At 52.8% G+C, this 17287-nt stretch carries 20 protein-coding genes; 2 read left to right on the top strand and 18 right to left on the bottom strand.

The annotated features are described in order from the left end of the window. Positions 1-9: 9 nt before the first annotated feature. From B0W44_RS05735 to B0W44_RS05685, 11 genes are all read right to left on the bottom strand, one after another. Positions 10-978 (bottom strand): PhoH family protein, encoded by a 969-nt coding sequence (locus B0W44_RS05735; RefSeq protein WP_077719181.1) that lies wholly within the window; start codon positions 976-978, stop codon positions 10-12. Further along, the gene (gene yqfD / locus B0W44_RS05730) at positions 975-2201 is read right to left on the bottom strand and encodes a sporulation protein YqfD (RefSeq protein WP_169835436.1); all 1227 of its coding nucleotides are present in this window, start codon (positions 2199-2201) and stop codon (positions 975-977) included. Before yqfD ends, B0W44_RS05735 begins: the two co-directional genes overlap by 4 nt. A gap of 40 nt (positions 2202-2241) precedes the next feature. Next, positions 2242-2535, bottom strand: a complete 294-nt coding sequence (yqfC, locus tag B0W44_RS05725) for a sporulation protein YqfC (RefSeq protein WP_077719179.1) — start codon at positions 2533-2535, stop codon at positions 2242-2244. Positions 2536-2631: 96 nt separating this feature from the next. Continuing rightward, positions 2632-2823 (bottom strand): alpha/beta-type small acid-soluble spore protein, encoded by a 192-nt coding sequence (locus tag B0W44_RS05720; protein ID WP_077719178.1) that lies wholly within the window; start codon positions 2821-2823, stop codon positions 2632-2634. 105 nt (positions 2824-2928) lie between these two features. Further along, positions 2929-3492, bottom strand: a complete 564-nt coding sequence (locus B0W44_RS05715) for a hypothetical protein (protein ID WP_077719177.1) — start codon at positions 3490-3492, stop codon at positions 2929-2931. An 11-nt stretch (positions 3493-3503) separates the two neighbouring features. Further along, entirely contained in the window at positions 3504-4505 is a 1002-nt protein-coding gene (floA, locus tag B0W44_RS05710) for a flotillin-like protein FloA (RefSeq protein WP_077719176.1), read from the bottom strand. A 13-nt stretch (positions 4506-4518) separates the two neighbouring features. Beyond that, entirely contained in the window at positions 4519-5913 is a 1395-nt protein-coding gene (locus B0W44_RS05705) for an NfeD family protein (RefSeq protein ID WP_169835435.1), read from the bottom strand. Between the two features lie 68 nt (positions 5914-5981). Further along, positions 5982-6428 carry a GatB/YqeY domain-containing protein gene (locus tag B0W44_RS05700; RefSeq protein WP_077719174.1) on the bottom strand — a complete coding sequence of 149 codons (447 nt, stop codon included), beginning with the start codon at positions 6426-6428 and terminating at the stop codon, positions 5982-5984. 12 nt (positions 6429-6440) lie between these two features. Beyond that, positions 6441-6614: a 30S ribosomal protein S21 gene (gene rpsU / locus B0W44_RS05695; protein WP_077719173.1), complete on the bottom strand. Its 174-nt coding sequence runs from the start codon at positions 6612-6614 to the stop codon at positions 6441-6443. Between the two features lie 137 nt (positions 6615-6751). Further along, positions 6752-7102 (bottom strand): histidine triad nucleotide-binding protein, encoded by a 351-nt coding sequence (locus B0W44_RS05690; RefSeq protein WP_228441557.1) that lies wholly within the window; start codon positions 7100-7102, stop codon positions 6752-6754. A gap of 62 nt (positions 7103-7164) precedes the next feature. Next, a complete protein-coding gene (locus B0W44_RS05685) occupies positions 7165-8244 on the bottom strand; it encodes a CotH kinase family protein (RefSeq protein ID WP_169835434.1) in 1080 nt (359 codons plus the stop codon). A 156-nt stretch (positions 8245-8400) separates the two neighbouring features. Between B0W44_RS05685 and B0W44_RS05680 the strand changes: the two genes are divergently transcribed. Beyond that, positions 8401-8862: a hypothetical protein gene (locus B0W44_RS05680; protein WP_077719170.1), complete on the top strand. Its 462-nt coding sequence runs from the start codon at positions 8401-8403 to the stop codon at positions 8860-8862. Positions 8863-9001: 139 nt separating this feature from the next. After that, entirely contained in the window at positions 9002-9922 is a 921-nt protein-coding gene (locus B0W44_RS05675) for a Na/Pi cotransporter family protein (protein WP_077719169.1), read from the top strand. Positions 9923-9936: 14 nt separating this feature from the next. Here the strand turns inward: B0W44_RS05675 and deoC are convergent, their stop codons facing one another. The 7 genes from deoC to dnaK form a co-directional block, all read right to left on the bottom strand. After that, positions 9937-10593, bottom strand: coding sequence for a deoxyribose-phosphate aldolase (gene deoC, locus B0W44_RS05670; protein ID WP_077719168.1), 657 nt, complete (start codon positions 10591-10593; stop codon positions 9937-9939). After that, complete coding sequence (locus tag B0W44_RS05665) at positions 10520-11029, bottom strand: NUDIX hydrolase (protein WP_077719167.1); 510 nt, start codon at positions 11027-11029, stop codon at positions 10520-10522. Before B0W44_RS05665 ends, deoC begins: the two co-directional genes overlap by 74 nt. An 18-nt stretch (positions 11030-11047) precedes the next feature. After that, positions 11048-12385, bottom strand: coding sequence for a tRNA (N(6)-L-threonylcarbamoyladenosine(37)-C(2))-methylthiotransferase MtaB (mtaB, locus tag B0W44_RS05660; protein ID WP_077719166.1), 1338 nt, complete (start codon positions 12383-12385; stop codon positions 11048-11050). Next, complete coding sequence (locus B0W44_RS05655) at positions 12382-13134, bottom strand: 16S rRNA (uracil(1498)-N(3))-methyltransferase (RefSeq protein WP_077719165.1); 753 nt, start codon at positions 13132-13134, stop codon at positions 12382-12384. The genes mtaB and B0W44_RS05655 overlap by 4 nt, the downstream gene beginning before the upstream one ends. A gap of 24 nt (positions 13135-13158) precedes the next feature. After that, positions 13159-14070, bottom strand: a complete 912-nt coding sequence (gene prmA / locus B0W44_RS05650) for a 50S ribosomal protein L11 methyltransferase (protein WP_077719164.1) — start codon at positions 14068-14070, stop codon at positions 13159-13161. A gap of 30 nt (positions 14071-14100) precedes the next feature. Continuing rightward, on the bottom strand, positions 14101-15231 hold the full coding sequence (gene dnaJ, locus B0W44_RS05645; RefSeq protein WP_077719163.1) for a molecular chaperone DnaJ: 1131 nt from the start codon (positions 15229-15231) through the stop codon (positions 14101-14103). Positions 15232-15394: 163 nt separating this feature from the next. After that, entirely contained in the window at positions 15395-17242 is a 1848-nt protein-coding gene (dnaK, locus tag B0W44_RS05640) for a molecular chaperone DnaK (RefSeq protein ID WP_077719162.1), read from the bottom strand. Positions 17243-17287 lie beyond the last annotated feature (45 nt).

Here is a 17287-nt window from a genome sequence, read left to right as displayed (position 1 = left end):
CTTAGCCCCTTATTCGTGAAAAGCCCCCCGATCAGCTGATGCATACGCCTCAATAATTTTCTGTACAAGGGCATTGCGTACGACATCTTCTTCTGTCAGGTGGACAAACGCAATGCCGTCAATGGAACCCAAAATGCGTTCTGCTTCCATCAAACCCGATTTTTTGCCGTGAGGTAAATCGATTTGGGTGATGTCCCCTGTGACGATCATTTGGGAACCGTACCCTAATCGGGTTAAAAACATTTTCATCTGTTCCGGCGTCGTATTTTGCGCTTCATCCAGTATGACAAAAGAATCGTCAAGCGTCCGTCCACGCATGTAAGCGAGGGGCGCAATTTCTATCGTCCTGCGCTCGATCAGTTTAGTTACTGGTTCCGCACCCAAAACATAGTAAAGAGCGTCGTACAAAGGCCGCAAGTACGGATCCACTTTTTCCTGTAGATCACCGGGCAAAAACCCGAGATTTTCACCTGCTTCCACTGCCGGGCGCGTTAAAACGATGCGTTTAACCGCATTTTGCTTTAATGCCATGACGGCGAACACGACGGCCAAAAACGTTTTCCCAGTTCCGGCAGGTCCGATGCCGAACACGATGTCGTGTTTTTTTATCGCCGATATGTAGTGGCGCTGTCCCAGCGTTTGGGGGCGAATCACCTGCCCCTTATAAGTTCTTCCAATCTCGACTTCATACAAGTCCACGAGTTCGTAGACTTTGCCTTGGCGCGCCATCTCCGCCGCATATCGCACATCGCGTTCTGTCACCGCTATTCCTTTCCTGATCAGCGACAAGAGCGCCTCAAACAACTGTTCCAATCGCTCTTGCTCTTCCCGCGGTCCGTAGATGGCAATTTCTGTGCCCCGAGCGACTATTCTGGCCTCGGTCTCCTCTTCGACAATTTTGAGCAAATGATCGTGCGGACCAAAAAGCGCTTGACTTTCGGACGTGTCCGCCAACTGTATTTTTAACGCGTCGGTCATGTATCGTCCTCGCTTTTCTCTAACAAAATTGGGCGTTGTTCCGCAATGTTTTCACGGACGGTGAACAGAATCTTTAACATCACTTTACCATCCTTCACGTCTTTCTGCAAAATTTTGCTCGACTGAATGGAACCGTGCGGACCGAGCCTGCTCAACACATCTTGTTCTGCCCGCGCTAGTGCCAGCTGTTCAGCCTCGCGAACCGGGTACACCACTTTTTCTCTGTTCGTCTCCATATGTTCTGCTTCGATCATGCCGAACGGCAATTTCCACTGGCGAAAGTGGAGCGTTTTGACGCGTCGGACGGTATCGTACTGATCATACGAAACCTTCTCTAACAGCGGCATGCGAAGCGACCAGCGTCCGATGTACGGGTAACGGCTGATCTCGCGTTCGCCTGTGTACACTATTCTCTCCTGCTGCAGCGGAACAGCGACTGTCGTCTCATACCACGTCTCTCCGATCACGACTCCCTTCGCTCCGGCTATCATTTGGGACTCACTCTCATCGTTGCCGTAGATACCGGAGACGAGCCTTTGTCCCTTTTTTACGGCCTGATTGTACTCGACGAGCACTCTTCCGGACTGAACACCAGACAAGTCGGCGATCGTCGCCGATCGACTGGCGACTAAATCGTACGGTCCGCCGCTGTTCTCTTCTCGCTCTCGATCGTCGACTTTTCTTTTTTCCACAACGGTAATAATGGCCCTCGTCCCTTGAATGCGGACACCCACCCACGACGCGTCACTCAGTTCGAGCATTAACTTTCGCTGGATCGTGTCGTTGTCTTCGAGGCGAAATTGCCACTGCCCTGGGTAAACGCCTGCTTCCCGGGCTAAACGAATGACTTCCTCATCGGGAACTGTGTCGTTCCCTTCGACGTCCACATCCCACACCACATTACTTGCCGCCACAAGGCCGATGAGAAATATAATAAAGCCGAATACAAAAAACTTTCGTTTTTCAAGTCTGACGAGAATAAAAGGAAAACCGTGTTTGTGCAAAATGTGGAATTTTACTCCAGCGGAGCGGGCAATTTTTCGAAACCGACGGAAATCGCGCACTGGCAAAGAACAGACAGCGTGTCCCTTTTTTTGCCATGAAATATCCCAAATGACGACACCGGCTGCCTGAGCGGCGTTGATCAGTGCACTGACATTGCCGCCAATTAGTTCAACCGTGACGTACCCGTTGAAGAAGGAGGTCAACTTATTCCCGCGCAACCTAACTCTCCCCTTTATGCTTTCGCCCAACGTTTTTCGGTTACATTCCTTGTCCCGTCTCTTTAAACGAAAGGCTCGTGATTCGCCCCTCGATTAACACTTCTTCAGGATAAATGGCACGAATTTTGAGCTGTTCTCCCAAAATTCTCAATTCGCCGTTATTGATTTTCACGTGTAAAGCGCGATCGGAGAAGTGTGACACGCCGCGGTGGTTTTCAACGTACAGCTGTACGGAACCGACCAACGTCATTCTGGGAACGTTTAACGCGACGTCTTGTGGAAGATCGAACAGTTCCGATGTCAACTGACGCACTTTACGTCTAAACGAGCGCATCGCACATTCCTCCCCGTCTCCTTACCCATATGCGTAAGTGACAGCATTTATGAAAAAAAGCGGCCCGACAATTGGACCACTTTTCCAGTAAAGCAATTATGACCCACTTTGTTGTTGTTCAGCCTGTTGGACTAGCCGTTTCGTCATCTCCCCTCCGACAGAGCCGTTCGCCCGAGACGTACTCTCTGCCCCGAGGTGGACACCGAATTCGGACGCTATCTCGACCTTAAATTGTTCAATGACTTGCTCCGCACCCGGCACTAACAACCGGTTCGTACTGCGCGGCATCTCTTCACCCCCTCTGCTCCTAGTATGAGTCGCAGGAAGGGGGAACATCAGGACAATTGTTGTCTGGCGAGGCAATTTGTAACTGCAGCAGGACAGACAAGACAGTCAACGCAGAGAATCTCGGCTTACGTAAGGGGGGCGGTACGGACGTTTTGCCCGCGGCTTGCCGAGTATTTCCGCCCAAATGACCCCTCGTTTCAGCGAATCCCAGTCGATCGGAAACGCGTTGACAACCGTTTGACGCTCGGGGCGGTAAGGATGGGTATTGGGCCGGCGATAAGGTTTTTCCACTTTCTGTTCATAAGGGGAAGGCGTTTCCAGCTGATACGGTTTTGGGTCTTCCCTCACGTAACGTGAATCGTCGTCCGTTAATTTTTCTGTTTCCTCTGTTTCTTGTGACTGCACCTCAAGTGTTTCCCGCGCGTCCTCCATACGGCCTTCCAACTGCTCGGCCACACGCTTCACACTTTCGGTAATCTCACGCTTCTTGCGCTCAGCTTCAGTGCGCAGCACATCTTGTTGTTTTTGCAGTTCGCGGCGCCTTTTTTCGGCTGCGGGGTGTTGGTGCTGTCTCTCAGCTTTTTGACGATTCCCTTGGCCGAACAAGCCGAACAGGAACCAGAGCATGATGAGCGTCACGAGCCAATTGTCCAGAAAAAAGTCTAACACAGCGCGTCACCTCAAGTTATTTGACCGTTGTCTTCCCCGTTGTCGCTGTTGTCCCCACGGCCGATCGCTTCCCGCATATCTGTGTCCGCCATGATGTTTTGCATGTTGTAATAATCCATGACACCGAGTTTTCCGGAGCGCAGCGCTTCAGCCATCGCTTCTGGTACAAGGGCTTCAGCTTCAACGACTTTCGCCCGCATTTCTTCGACGCGAGCTTTCATCTCCTGCTCTTTGGCGACCGCCATGGCACGGCGCTCTTCCGCTTTTGCTTGTGCAATTTGTTTGTCCGCTTCGGCCTGGTCTGTTTGCAGTTTGGCTCCGATATTTTTCCCGACATCGACATCTGCTATGTCTATGGACAAAATTTCAAACGCCGTCCCAGAATCCAGCCCTTTTTCCAGCACCGTGTTTGAGATCAGGTCCGGATTTTCCAACACGTCTTTATGCGACTCCGCGGAACCGTTTGTCGTGACGATTCCCTCGCCGACACGGGCAATAATCGTCTCTTCGCCGGCTCCTCCGACCAATCGGTCAATGTTCGCACGCACGGTCACCCTCGCTTTGACGATGACTTCGATGCCGTCCTTCGCCACTGCTGACACCTTCGGAGTTTCAATCACTTTCGGATTGACGCTCATCTGCACGGCTTCCAGAACATCTCGGCCTGCCAGGTCAATGGCTGCCGCACGGGAAAACATAAGGTCAATGTTCGCCCGCTGGGCAGCGACGAGGGCGTCGACGACGCGGTCGACGTTGCCGCCCGCCAAGTAGTGCGTTTCCAATTGGTTGATGGTAATGTCCAGTCCTGCCTTGTAGGCTTTAATGAGCGGGTTAATGATACGCGACGGCACAATCCGACGCAAACGCATCCCGACCAGTGTAAAGATGCCCACCCGAACACCCGACGCGAGGGCTGAAATCCACAACATGACGGGGACAAACGTGAACAAGATGCCCAACGCGATAATAGCGAGGGCTCCAAAAAAGAGAACGACGAGCAAACTTGAACCCATGAACAAAAACCTCCTATGATTCGTTGTGGTGAAATTGTACCGTTTCGCCTGACGGTCGAACGACGATGCGGGATCCCTCTACCTGAACGACCACCACCGGTTGGTTGGCAGCGACAAACGCCCCTTCGCTGACAACGTCGTACCGTTTTCCGTCTAACATCATGATGCCGGAAGGACGCAGCGGTGTGACAGACATGCCCCTCTTCCCTTCCAACTCCTTATAGGAGCGGGAAGAGACGTACCCTGCTTCGTTTTGCTGTCGGTCAGTGAGGGTGAGTTTGCGCCACGTCCCCCGCGTGCCGAAGTACCTCGCAGACAGCACGAGAATGACCGCAGACACCACCATGGCGATCATGAGCGAGACGATCCCAAACATCGCATCGAAAGCGGCCATGATGATACCTGTAATGAGCGCGATAAACCCGAGGACGCCTAGTATGCCGCCGGGGACAAACAGCTCGAGCAAAATGAGGACAATCCCGGCGACCAAAAGAGCGACTGTTTCGACACCGGCAAAGCCGGCAATAAAATGACCGAAAAAGTACAACCCGAACGCCAACAGACCGAGGACGCCAGGAAATCCGAAGCCGGGCGTAAACAGTTCGATCCCGATCCCGATTAATCCTATGAGGAAAAGGATTGGCACGACATACGGGCTGGTCAGAATTCGCGCCAGCCGCTCGGCGGGAGTCATGTCCATCTCCACAACACTGGCTTTAGGATACCCGATCTCGTCCAGCACGTCCTGTTGATTTTGGACAATGTTGTCGGCCATTCCGTACTCCACTGCCTCGTTGGCTGAGAGGCTGACCAACTCTCCTCTTTCCGTCAACCCTTCAATCGCGATATTCCGGTCAACCATTGCTTCAGCGATGTCGGGATCTCGCCCGTTGGCCTCTGCGGCCGCACGCATGTTGGATGCCCAAAACGCGACTGTCTTCGGATCTGCCGTTTCACCGGTTATGAGGCGCGGTTCTGCCGCGCCAATGGCACTCGACGGCGTCATGAAGATTGTGTCGGCGTTTAACGCTATGTAAGCTCCCGCTGAAATGGCCTCTCCTTTGATATACATCGAGACGGGTATGTCAGAATGTCCGATCAGCTTTCCGATGTCTAAAGCGGCGTTCACTTCACCGCCGAGGGTGTCCATTTCAACGACAATCGCGTCAGCCGCCGCTTCCTCCGCTTCAGAGAACGTCCTTTCTAAGTAAGCTGTCAAACCTTGTTCAATCGTTTGGTTAAGAGGAATCCAGTAGACCAAACCAGTCTTTCCTTCGCCTTGCGATTGAGCTTGTCCCAGCATTACGGTCCCTGAAAAAATGACGAGACACAGACATGTCCACAGCCGCGCTTTCCCCATGTTGTCACCCCCAACAGGGTATACGTTCACCCCGTTAAAACGTTTCACCGCCTTTATTTAGTATAACAAAACGGAGAGAAAGAAAATCCTCTCCGTTTCTTGTCACTTCGAACCCGTTATTTCGTCAGTTCTTCTTGAACAAGGCGGTTAACGAGCTTTCCGTCCGCCCTGCCCTTTACGTTCGGCATCAAGGCGGACATCACTTTCCCCATATCCGCTCTCGTGTTGGCACCGACTTCCTTCACCGTTTCTTTTACCAGCTTGCGCAAAGCTTCCTCACTCAACGGTTCCGGCAGATAACATTTTAAAACGGTGATCTCCCGTTCCGTTTTAGTTACCAAATCTTCTCTTCCAGCTTTTTTAAATTCTTGGAGGGAATCGTTACGCTGTTTTAATTCGCGGGAGAGCACGTCCGTAATGTCCTCGTCGCTCAATTCACTTCCGCGTTCAATTTCTCTGTTCTTGATCGAAGCGCGAACAGTGCGAATGACACTCAGCGTATCTTTATCTTTTGCCTTCATCGCCGCCTTCATGTCCTGTACGAGACGTTCCGAAAGAGACAAGCCGTTTACCTCCTAAAACTTGCGCTTGCGCGCCGCTTCCGATTTCTTCTTCCGCTTGACACTCGGTTTTTCGTAGTATTTGCGCTTTCTCACTTCTGACATAACCCCGGACTTGGCACAAGATCTTTTGAAGCGGCGAAGGGCGCTGTCGAGCGACTCATTTTTACGAACTCGTGTCTCAGCCATGATATTACCTCCCTCCGTGGGAAACCGCATGGAGACCACCAGCAAATCGTTTACAAGCGTTTTGCCACTGTGCCCCTCGATTCCACAATATATCCAGTATATTATAGACACAATGTTAATAAAGTGTCAACAATCCTTTAACCCGGCGGCCAACTGAGGTGACGTCCTCCCAGCAAGTGGTAGTGAAGGTGATCGACGGTCTGCCCACCGTCTTCGCCACAGTTGTTCACCAGGCGGAAGCCTTTTTGGGAGACGCCTAATTGATCTGCCACCTGTTGCCCCACCCGGTGAATGTCTTGAATGAGCGGAAGGTCTTCTTCCTTCAGGTGCATAATCGATGGAATGTGTTTCTTTGGAATAATCAAGACATGGACAGGTGCGGCAGGTGAAATGTCTTCAAAGGCGAGCACTCGGTCGTCCTCGTACACCTTTTGACTCGGCAGCTCTCCGGACACGATTTTGCAAAATACACAATCACTCACAAACATCCCCCCTTTGCCTCGTCTCATTTGGGAGTATACCATACCGTGGGGGATGTTAAAACACGTCTCTATCCTATTGACATCTGTTTTGACAGTTCGCGTTTTAAAAATTGACGACGTTGGATGATGTAAGAGCGGAACACGTCAGCTTCGGCATCAAAGCGCTGAACGATCTCCCTTCTGCCGCCCGCTGCGTTGCTAACGGCTGGACGGACTCTCGACATGAGCGAGAGAGCGTGCTGCATCATGTGCTTGGGCGTAAAGTAACCGTCTAGTAAGGCGGCCATGAGTTTCAAATAGTGGCGCCGGAAGGGTGGAACTGACAGCACCCGTTCCGTCAGGCGATTGTACCCGAACAGCGGGACTTGGGAAGCATCTGCACGTTTGCCGTAACAGTCCCTTCCCCACGTGCCGTCGTAGTCCCACGGTATGATCCGCCATTTTCCCCGCCTTAAGTCCCGGTATAACGCGTAATTGTGGATAAATCCGTCCAAATTGCCTGTGAGCACGATACCTGCCAGCCAACGCAAGTAATAAGGCACGTCTACGTACGTCTTGAGCCAAGACGCTAACCGCAAATCTGGCAGTGTATTGAGTTCCCAAACAAAGCGGGCTAACGACCGCCAAGGAAGTGGACTGATCCTTTCCTTCAACTCATAGCCTTCCGTCAACGCATGTTTCAGTTTTTTTCCACTGCCACTCAACGCAATACTGAAATTTGCTCTGTTGTCGACGGCGTAGTACACATCACCGCCCGGAAGACGGCGGCGGGCTAAAAACTTGCGATCGACCGATTCCAGCAATGTGTATATTCCCAGCAGTTGTCCATTTAACGATACGGTCACGTGCGCCGCTTTTGGTGAAAGGACAGATAAAGCAGCAAACAAGTCGAATGACCATTTGCTGCGAATGTGAGACGGGTCGACGGCATCTGCATTTAAATGCCATTCACGTTCGTTCATTTTGATGTAAAACGACTTTTTGTCATAAAACCGCGAGTGGGCACCCCGGTATTTTAACTGAATTGGTCTCGGGCCTTTGCCATAGTCGATGTACGCCGGTACTGTCTCTTCTCTCCAAACATTTTGATTTAATATAGCCAGATGATGAGGAGAAACGAAGATGTCGTAGTGCGGAAGTGTGTGCACAGAGGCTAACCTCCCCGGAACTCTCACAATACCGTATGTCCGGTTTTGTCCGACAGAAACTGTCAGACGCCTATTTTCATCCGGGCGCTTAACCTTTTTTTCTCGTGAACATATAATACAACATCTGTGACGTCATGCCGAAAGGAGTGAATCACCGTGGCGAACAAATCGGCCTATGCAAAATTGCGATCGCTCATCCGCAAAATGGTGCAAGAAGAACTAAGCAAAACGCTAAAATCAAACGATCCCCACCATGCCTCTTCCCGCTCTGACAACTTTGATCTAGATCCGCGATTTTCTACCGGCCATTACACGATGAGACGTGAGCCCTTTCCCCACTTCAGCGAAGAAGAAGGTTACGAACGGCATTCAGGGAAGGGGACAGACAATATGACATCTGGCTACAACGCGCCGGAGTTTAGAGAAGGGTTCAACCACCCCCCTTTTCCCCCGCAACCGCCATCTGGACAACGAAAAGACGCCTGGCCAGACGAAAGGGGATTTCCGCCACCTTTCCCTCCCCGGATCCGGGTTTCTCCGGACCGCCAGCGAAAAGCGGAAAACAAAGGAAGAAAAGCGATTGACAAAAAGCCTCGTGGCACCTTAAGTGCGGGCTGAAACTCATTCAGTCCGCACATGGATGTTCATGCATGCACTTCACGCTTGTGCGCCAGTGATGATTTTTTGAGATGGCGGGACTTGTCATGCTTGTACGGGCACCACCATATGTTGGTAGTATGGTGGAGGTGCATCGTGTATGCGGGAATTCGTCATTCCGCTGGCCACTGGTCTCGCTATTTTCCTTTTCGGTATGCAGGTCCTCCGAATCGGCTTACATGCGCTAACGGGAGAGCGCATGCGGTACTGGCTGCATCAGTTTACCCAAACGCCATTCATCAGTTTTATGACGGGCCTAATCTCGACCGCGGTTCTCCAGAGCAGCAGTGCCGTCACAGTGCTGGCCATCGGTTTAGTCAACAGCGGAGCGCTGCACTTTTCGCGCTGCATCGGCCTCATCCTCGGGACGAATCTCGGAACGTGCATCACGACGGAGCTGCTCGCTTTTTCCGTTGAAGATTACACGGTGACGCTCTTGTTAGCCGGAGCCCTCTGTTGGCTCATGCCGTCTCACATATTGCGCTTCACCGGCCTCGCGCTAGGTGGGCTGGGGTGTATATTCCTCGGAATGCAGACGATGGAAAGCGTTGCACGATCATTTGATCAACTGGGAATGTTGGAGTTTTTCTCCGCCTATGACAGTGTCGGCTGGGGAGTTGTGACGTGGACGCTGTTGACCGCGATCATCCAGAGCAGCAGCGCAGCTGTGGCGCTGTTGATGGGATTGTACAGCGTCAAGGCCGTTTCCTTGACGTTTGCATTGGCAGCCGTACTCGGCAGCAACGTCGGCACATGCATTACGGCCTGGATAGCCTCCGTCGGCGGCAATCGAACGGGAAAACAAGTGGCCATGGCCCACCTGTTGATCAATGTCGCTGGCCTCGTCGCGTTTTATCCATTGATCACGTGGTTAAGCGATTGGATAGCCTTGACAGGCCTTTCTCGCCACGCTCAAATCGCCCACTTTCAGACGGGCTTCAACCTCGTAAGTGCCCTCGCACTCCTTCCCTTTTGTAGTTTTATTGCGCGTGTGGTCCGATTTTTAATTCCTGACCGTTAAAATGTCTTCAAACATTACTTTTGCCTGATAATCGCCACACTCGAACTAGAACCGATACGCGAAGCACCGGCGTGCACCATCGCGATAGCCGTGTCGTAATCGCGAATTCCTCCAGAAGCTTTGACCCCCATCCGGGGACCGACCGCCTCACGCATTAAGCGAATGTCCCGAACGGTCGCTCCGCTGCCGGCAAATCCAGTTGAAGTTTTCACAAAAGCTGCCCCCGCTTCTCGACTGATTCGACACGCCGTTTTCTTTTCTTCATCTGTCAATAACCCCGTTTCGAGGATCACTTTCACCGGGACACTCGTACCCGCTGCCCGTACCACTTCGGTAATGTCAGCTGCCACTCGCTCAAAGAAACCGGACTTCAGCCACCCGATGTTGAGGACTACGTCAATCTCTGCCGCCCCGTTTTGGACCGCGTCCTCCGTTTCGGTCGCTTTGACTGCAGTCGTTGTGGCACCGAGGGGAAAGCCGACGACGGTACACACGCGGACTCTCGACCCTCGCAGCCGCTCGGCGCACTGGGCCACCCACACCGGGTTGACGCAGACTGAAGCAAATTGGTAAGTGAGGGCTTCATGACAGAGGGTGTCAATCTGATCCGAAGTGGCGTCCGGTTTTAACAGCGTATGATCGATGATGGAGGCTAAAGACGGTTCCGTCATCTCCGCAGCTCCTTTCACTGGTGTTCCACCAGTTGTAGCGCACGCTCCAGCACCGCGTCATTGTTAGGGTACCCGTATTGCTGCTGCCGTTCTCGCACTTCTTCCGGCGCCAGCCACTCCAGCCGGCAGATTTCTTCAAGTTGAGGGGTGGCATCTCTTGCGGTGCACTGCACAAGAAAGTAATGCACGTCTTTGTCGACTGTTCCCCCTCCGGGTCGTCATACTGATAGTTTACCGTCATCAAAGGGCGGACGATGCGCCCACGGAGCCCAGTTTCTTCCCGTATTTCTCTTAGTGCCGTCTCTTCTACCTCTTCTCCGGCTTCCTGCTTGCCTTTAGGCAGCGTCCACTTGCCATACCGGTCCTCAATCATGAGCAATTCCAGGCGGTCGCCTTCTTTTCTGTACACAACTCCGCCCGCTGAAATCTCCTTCACCGTTTTCCACCTTTCCCTTTAGCTGACATCTGCCACGCTGTCCATTTCCCGGACGAACGTTCCTTCGCAGTACTCGACTCCCGCTTTGTCCAAGCGGACTTTGCACAGTTTGCCAACGAGTGATTCATCGGCAGGAAAAACCAGCTTCAAGTAGTTGTCGGAGTGTCCTTCGTACAGCCCCGACTCTGGCGCTTCCTTAAACGGCTGCTCTGGTATGACTTCCAGCACGTCTTTCTCAAATTGGCGCGCGTACTGTAAGCTGAGTTTCTCGGACAGGGCGATCAGTTTCTGGACGCGGTCTTGTTTTACTTGTTCATCTACTTGGTCGGTCATGCGCGCAGCAGGCGTTCCGCTTCTCTTGGAGTACGGAAATACGTGCAACTCGGCAAACTGGAGTTCTTCAATTACACGGTACGTGTTGGCGAACATCTCCTCCGTCTCACCCGGGAAGCCGACAATGACGTCTGTCGTAATGGCCAGGTTGGGCAGCGCTTCGCGGATTTTTTCAATTTTCTCCCGGTATTCGGCCACTGTGTACTTGCGTCGCATTCGTTTTAAAACCGCATCATCCCCTGCCTGGATCGGGATGTGCAAGTGACGGCACATCTTGTCTGACTCGTTCAGCACGTCCAACACGCGTTCGTCAATTTGGCTCGCTTCAATGGAGCTGATGCGTATGCGTTTCAACCCTTCAATTTTGTCCAAATCCCAGAGCAGGTCGGCCAGTTTGTAGTCGTCAAAGTCCTCGCCGTATCCACCCGTGTGGATGCCCGTCAGCACGATTTCCCTGTACCCGGCGGACACTAACTCACGCGCCTGTTTCAGCACGTTTTCAGGTTTGCGACTGCGCATCAGTCCCCGCGCCCACGGAATGATGCAAAACGTACAAAAGTTGTTGCACCCTTCCTGAATTTTTAACGACGCCCGCGTGCGCTCCGAGTACGCCGGAACGTCCAATTCTTCGAATTCGCGGTTCTTCATAATGTTTTTCACGGCGTTGACCGGTTCGCGCGTCTGCAGGTGCTCTTCGATATGTTCCAGCAGTTTGTCTCGTCCTTGCGTTCCGACGACCACGTCTACACCGGGAATGGCCACAATTTCGTCGGGAGACGTCTGGGCGTAACAACCGGTTACGGCGATGACGGCGTCAGGATTACGGCGGACGGCGCGACGGATGACTTGGCGGCTTTTCTTGTCTCCGGTGTTTGTCACTGTACACGTATTAATGACGTACACGTCCGCCTTGTCGTCGAAATCTACTCTCTCGTACCCGGCCTTTTTAAACAGTTGCCACATCGTGTCGGTCTCATAATGGTTCACTTTACAACCTAATGTATGAAATGCGACAGTGCTCATTCTGCCGTAACCTCCATTTCTCCGCCTGCCCACATCGTGCAGGCGATAGTCGTCAAAGCTGCTGTTTCTGCCCGTAAAATGCGCGGCCCGAGGTAAACTGGATAGGCGCCGGCTTGCTGCGCCTCGTTTACTTCTTCTGCCTCGAATCCGCCTTCAGGGCCGACGATAATTAAGCACGTCTCCACACGCGAAAGCGACTGCCACAGCGAGGGGAGAGATTGGTTCCGTTCGCGTTCGTGCGGTATGACGGCAACGTCAAACAACGGGATGTGATCTAGGACGTCGCGCCAACGAACAGGGTTGCTCACTTCCGGGATACGTCCTCTCCTCGCCTGTTCGGCGGCTTCTTTGGCAATTTTGTGCCACCGTTCGCGGCGTTTCGCCGCTTTGCTGTCGCTCAGGCGGACGACAGACCTTTCGGCGTGAAACGGCCAAAATTGGTACACGCCCATTTCCGTCCCTTTCTGAACGACCCAGTCGAACTTATCCCCTTTGAGCAGTGACTGGGCGAGCGTAACACGTAGGCGCGGTTCAGACAATGCCGTTCGCTCTGTCGTGACACGACCTGTCACTGCGTTCCCCCACACGTGTTCCAACTGCACGATTAGCTCTCTTCCCGTGTTGTCACAAACGATGATGACATCCCCCGCCTTGTACCGCATCACGCGGGCAATGTGATGGGCATCGCCGCCTTTAATCGTGACGCGTCCTTCTCGTATTTGTTCCGGCAGGACAAAATACCGTTGCACCCTTCAACCACCTTTTCTCTTATCTTAACGCTTTTTGGCGGTGATCGCGACCCAGTCCTCCTGCTCACGTGAGGCGGCAATGACAAAGTGCTGCTCAATCAACGCTTTTTGCACCATCCATTCCTTCGCCTTGATAATGCCGGACGAGATGAAGAGACCGCCCGGGGACAACGCCTTCGCGACATCGGGAACGAAAGACGTGATCACATCTGCCAGTATATTGGCGACGACAATGTCCGCGGTGTGTGTCACACCGTGCAGCAAGTCGTTCTGGCGTGTCGTCACGTGGGCTTCAACACCGTTCACCGCCGTGTTCTCCTTCGTCGCTTTAACCGCTGCTTCGTCGATGTCTAAGGCCAAGACGTGCTGTGCTCCCAGTTTCACGGCCGCAATGCTCAAAATGCCGCTTCCGCATCCGACATCTATTACTTGTTCACCGCCGTGAACAGTTTCCTCTAACGCTCGAAGAGACAATATCGTGGAAGGATGCGTTCCCGTACCGAAAGCCATTCCCGGGTCCAATTCAATGACGATGTCCTCCGGGTTCTCTGTGTCAAATGACTCCCACGAAGGCTTTACCACGATGCGTTTTGTCACGCGAACAGGTTTAAAGTATTTTTTCCACGCAGATTCCCAATCTTGAGCATCAACTTCTTGAACGGTGACGTTGCCGGAACCGACATCCAAGCGGAATGCTCTCAATGCGTGTACACGTTGCCGTATCGTGTCAACCGTTTCATTTATCGCGCTGTTGACAGGAAGATACGCCTTTAAGACAAGACGGGTTTGAGGGGTGTCCTCCAGAGCCCGGTCATCCTGCTCATCTGACGGGACTTCCTCGATAACCACGCCTTTTGCTCCTGTTTCATGCAAAATGTTAGCGACTGCCTCTTCCGCCTCGTTTGTCGTGTACACACTAATTTCCGCCCATTTCACTGTTGACCGCTCCCCCGCTTTTCTCTCCGGTCAGTCCCGCGAAAAAGCCTTCTTCATCCGCTCAAAGAAAGTAGCCGGTTCGCCTTCTGTCGCTTCACCGCCGATTTCCCCAAATTCCCTTAGCAACTCTTTCTGCCGCTCTGTCAACTTTGTCGGAGTGACGACGACAACTTTAACGTGCTGGTCGCCCTGACCGTACCCCCGCAGTCGGGGCACGCCTTTGTTGCGCAAGCGGAAATACGTGTCCGTCTGTGTTCCCGCAGGAATTTTCAGCTTCACCCGGCCGTCCAATGTAGGGACTTCCAGCTCGTCGCCAAGGGCAGCCTGGGTAAACGTGATGGGGACTTCACAGTAAATGTCATCCCCGTCCCGTTCGAAAAATTCGTGCGGTTTCACATGGATGATGATGAACAAGTCCCCCGGGGGACCGCCGTTAATCCCAGGCTCTCCCTCTCCGCTCACCCGCAGCTTTGCCCCGTTGTCGATGCCAGCGGGTATCGACACATTGATCTTTTTCCGTCTTTTGACTTGACCGGACCCGTGACAGGTGGGGCACTTTTCCTTGACGATCTTTCCTTGCCCCCGACAGTTTTGACAGACGCGGCGGTTCACGATGCGTCCGAACGGTGTGTTTTGGACGACTTCCTGTTGACCTGTACCATGACAGACTGAGCACGTCTCCGGTTTCGTTCCCGGCCTCGCTCCGCTTCCGCGACACGTATCGCACGTTTCCGTTCGGGGAATTTCAATGTTGGCCTCTGTCCCAAAAACGGCATCTTTAAACTCCACTGTCAGATTGTACTGCAGATCCGCTCCTTGCCGCGGTGCGTTCGGATCACGGCGTCTGCTGCCGCCACCGAAGAACATATCGAATATGTCGCCGAACCCTCCGAAATCGTCTGTACCCGAAAATCCGCCGAATCCACCGTCTCCTGCTTGACCGGGATCTGCATGTCCAAACTGATCGTATTGAGCTTTTTTTTGGGGGTCGCTCAGCACATCGTACGCTTCTTTTACTTCTTTAAATTTCTCCTCAGCATCGGGCGCCTTGTTCACATCGGGGTGGTATTTTCGCGCCAGTTTGCGGTAGGCTTTTTTGATTTCTTCTTCTGACGCGTTCTTGTCCACGCCCAATACTTCGTAATAATCTCGCTTGCTCATGGGTTCACCCCTTCAAATTCGTTCGCCTCATCTATGTTAACAGTGACTGCCGGTTTCGACAAACGGACAACGCCTCTATAACGGATGAAGACGGTCAGAACCAAGAAGCTTTTCTGGCTCTCACCGTCTTGTAAACCATCGTTTAGCATTGATTCGTCCACGTTTACTTGTTTTCGTCGTCTTTTACTTCTTCATAGTCGGCATCGACGACGTTGTCCTCTTCCTTTTTCTCATCACCTTGGTTTGCACTGCCTTGCTGCGCTGCCTGCGCCTGCTGCGCAGCTTGTTCGTACAGTTTTACGGACAACTGTTGGACGATTTGCTGCAGTTCGTCTTTCGCTTTCTTGATCGCCTCGTCATCGTCGCCTTCTAAAGCTTTCTTCAATCGGTCCTTGGCGTCCTCTGCTTTTTTCTTCTCCGCTTCGTCCACTTTGTCGCCCAAGTCCTTCAACGTCTTCTCGGTCGTGAACACCAGCTGGTCGGCTTCGTTGCGCAGTTCAGCTCGCTCGCGCCGTTTTTTATCCTCTTCCGCGTGGGCTTCTGCTTCTTTCACCATGCGTTCAATTTCTTCTTCTGAGAGGCCGCTGGAGGACGTAATGGTGATCTTTTGACTCTTTCCAGTGCCCTTGTCTTTCGCCGATACGTTGACGATCCCGTTAGCGTCGATGTCGAACGTCACCTCAATTTGAGGTACACCGCGGGGCGCCGGGGGAATGTCCGTCAACTGGAATCTCCCTAACGTTTTGTTGTCAGCGGCCATTTCCCGTTCCCCTTGTAAAACGTGAATGTCGACAGACGTCTGATTGTCGGCAGCCGTGGAGAAAATTTGCGACTTGCTGGTCGGGATCGTCGTGTTGCGTTCGATCAGTTTCGTAAACACGCCTCCGAGCGTTTCGATTCCGAGGGAGAGCGGTGTGACGTCAAGCAACACGACGTCCTTCACGTCTCCAGAGAGCACACCGGCCTGCACTGCTGCACCGAGGGCGACGACTTCGTCGGGGTTCACCCCTTTGTGCGGTTCTTTCCCCGTCAATTTCTGAATGGCTTCCTGAACAGCCGGGATGCGGGTCGACCCTCCGACCAAAATGACGCGGTCGACATCACTCGGCTCCAACCCGGCGTCTTTCAGAGCTTGCCGAGTCGGCCCCATCGTCCGCTCGACGAGGTGGCTGGTCAAATCTTCAAATTTTGCCCGGGACAAATTAACTTCCAGGTGTTTCGGCCCTGTCGCGTCAGCCGTAATGAATGGTAGAGAAATGGTCGTCGTCAGCACGCCGGACAAATCTTTTTTCGCCTTTTCTGCAGCGTCTTTTAACCGCTGCATGGCCATCCTGTCCTGACTTAAGTCAATGCCGTTCTCCTTCTTAAACTCTTCTACGAGATAGTCGATGATGGCTTGGTCGAAGTCGTCTCCGCCGAGTTTGTTGTCCCCGCTCGTCGCTTTAACTTCAAAGAAGCCGTCACCCAGCTCGAGTATGGACACGTCGAATGTCCCGCCTCCCAAATCGTAGACGAGAATCGTTTGGTCTTCCTCTTTCTCCAGTCCGTAGGCCAAAGCTGCCGCCGTCGGCTCGTTGACAATGCGTTCGACCTCAAGACCGGCAATTTTGCCGGCGTCTTTTGTCGCCTGCCGTTGGCTGTCATTAAAGTAAGCCGGTACCGTAATGACCGCCTTTGTCACTTTTTCTCCTAAATACGCCTCGGCGTCCGACTTCAGCTTTTGCAAAATCATGGCGGAAATTTCTTGCGGTGTATACTCTTTTCCGTCTATCTTCACCTTATAGTCGCTGCCCATGTGACGTTTTATCGAAATAACCGTCTTTTCCGGGTTCGTAATGGCCTGACGTTTCGCCACTTCGCCGATAAGCCGCTCGCCTTCTTTAGAAAAAGCGACGACAGAAGGTGTCGTGCGGTTCCCTTCCGGGTTCGGTATGACGGTGGCTTCACCGCCTTCCATGACGGCGACACAAGAGTTAGTCGTTCCCAAGTCGATGCCGATGACTTTTCCCATATGTTCCATTACCTCCTCATTGTCAACAACACGTGTACATGGCAT

The organism is Novibacillus thermophilus (genome assembly GCF_002005165.1).
Taxonomy (GTDB): domain Bacteria; phylum Bacillota; class Bacilli; order Thermoactinomycetales; family Novibacillaceae; genus Novibacillus; species Novibacillus thermophilus.
Note: the sequence above shows the minus strand (reverse complement) of the source record. Positions and strands in the feature narration are given on the sequence as shown.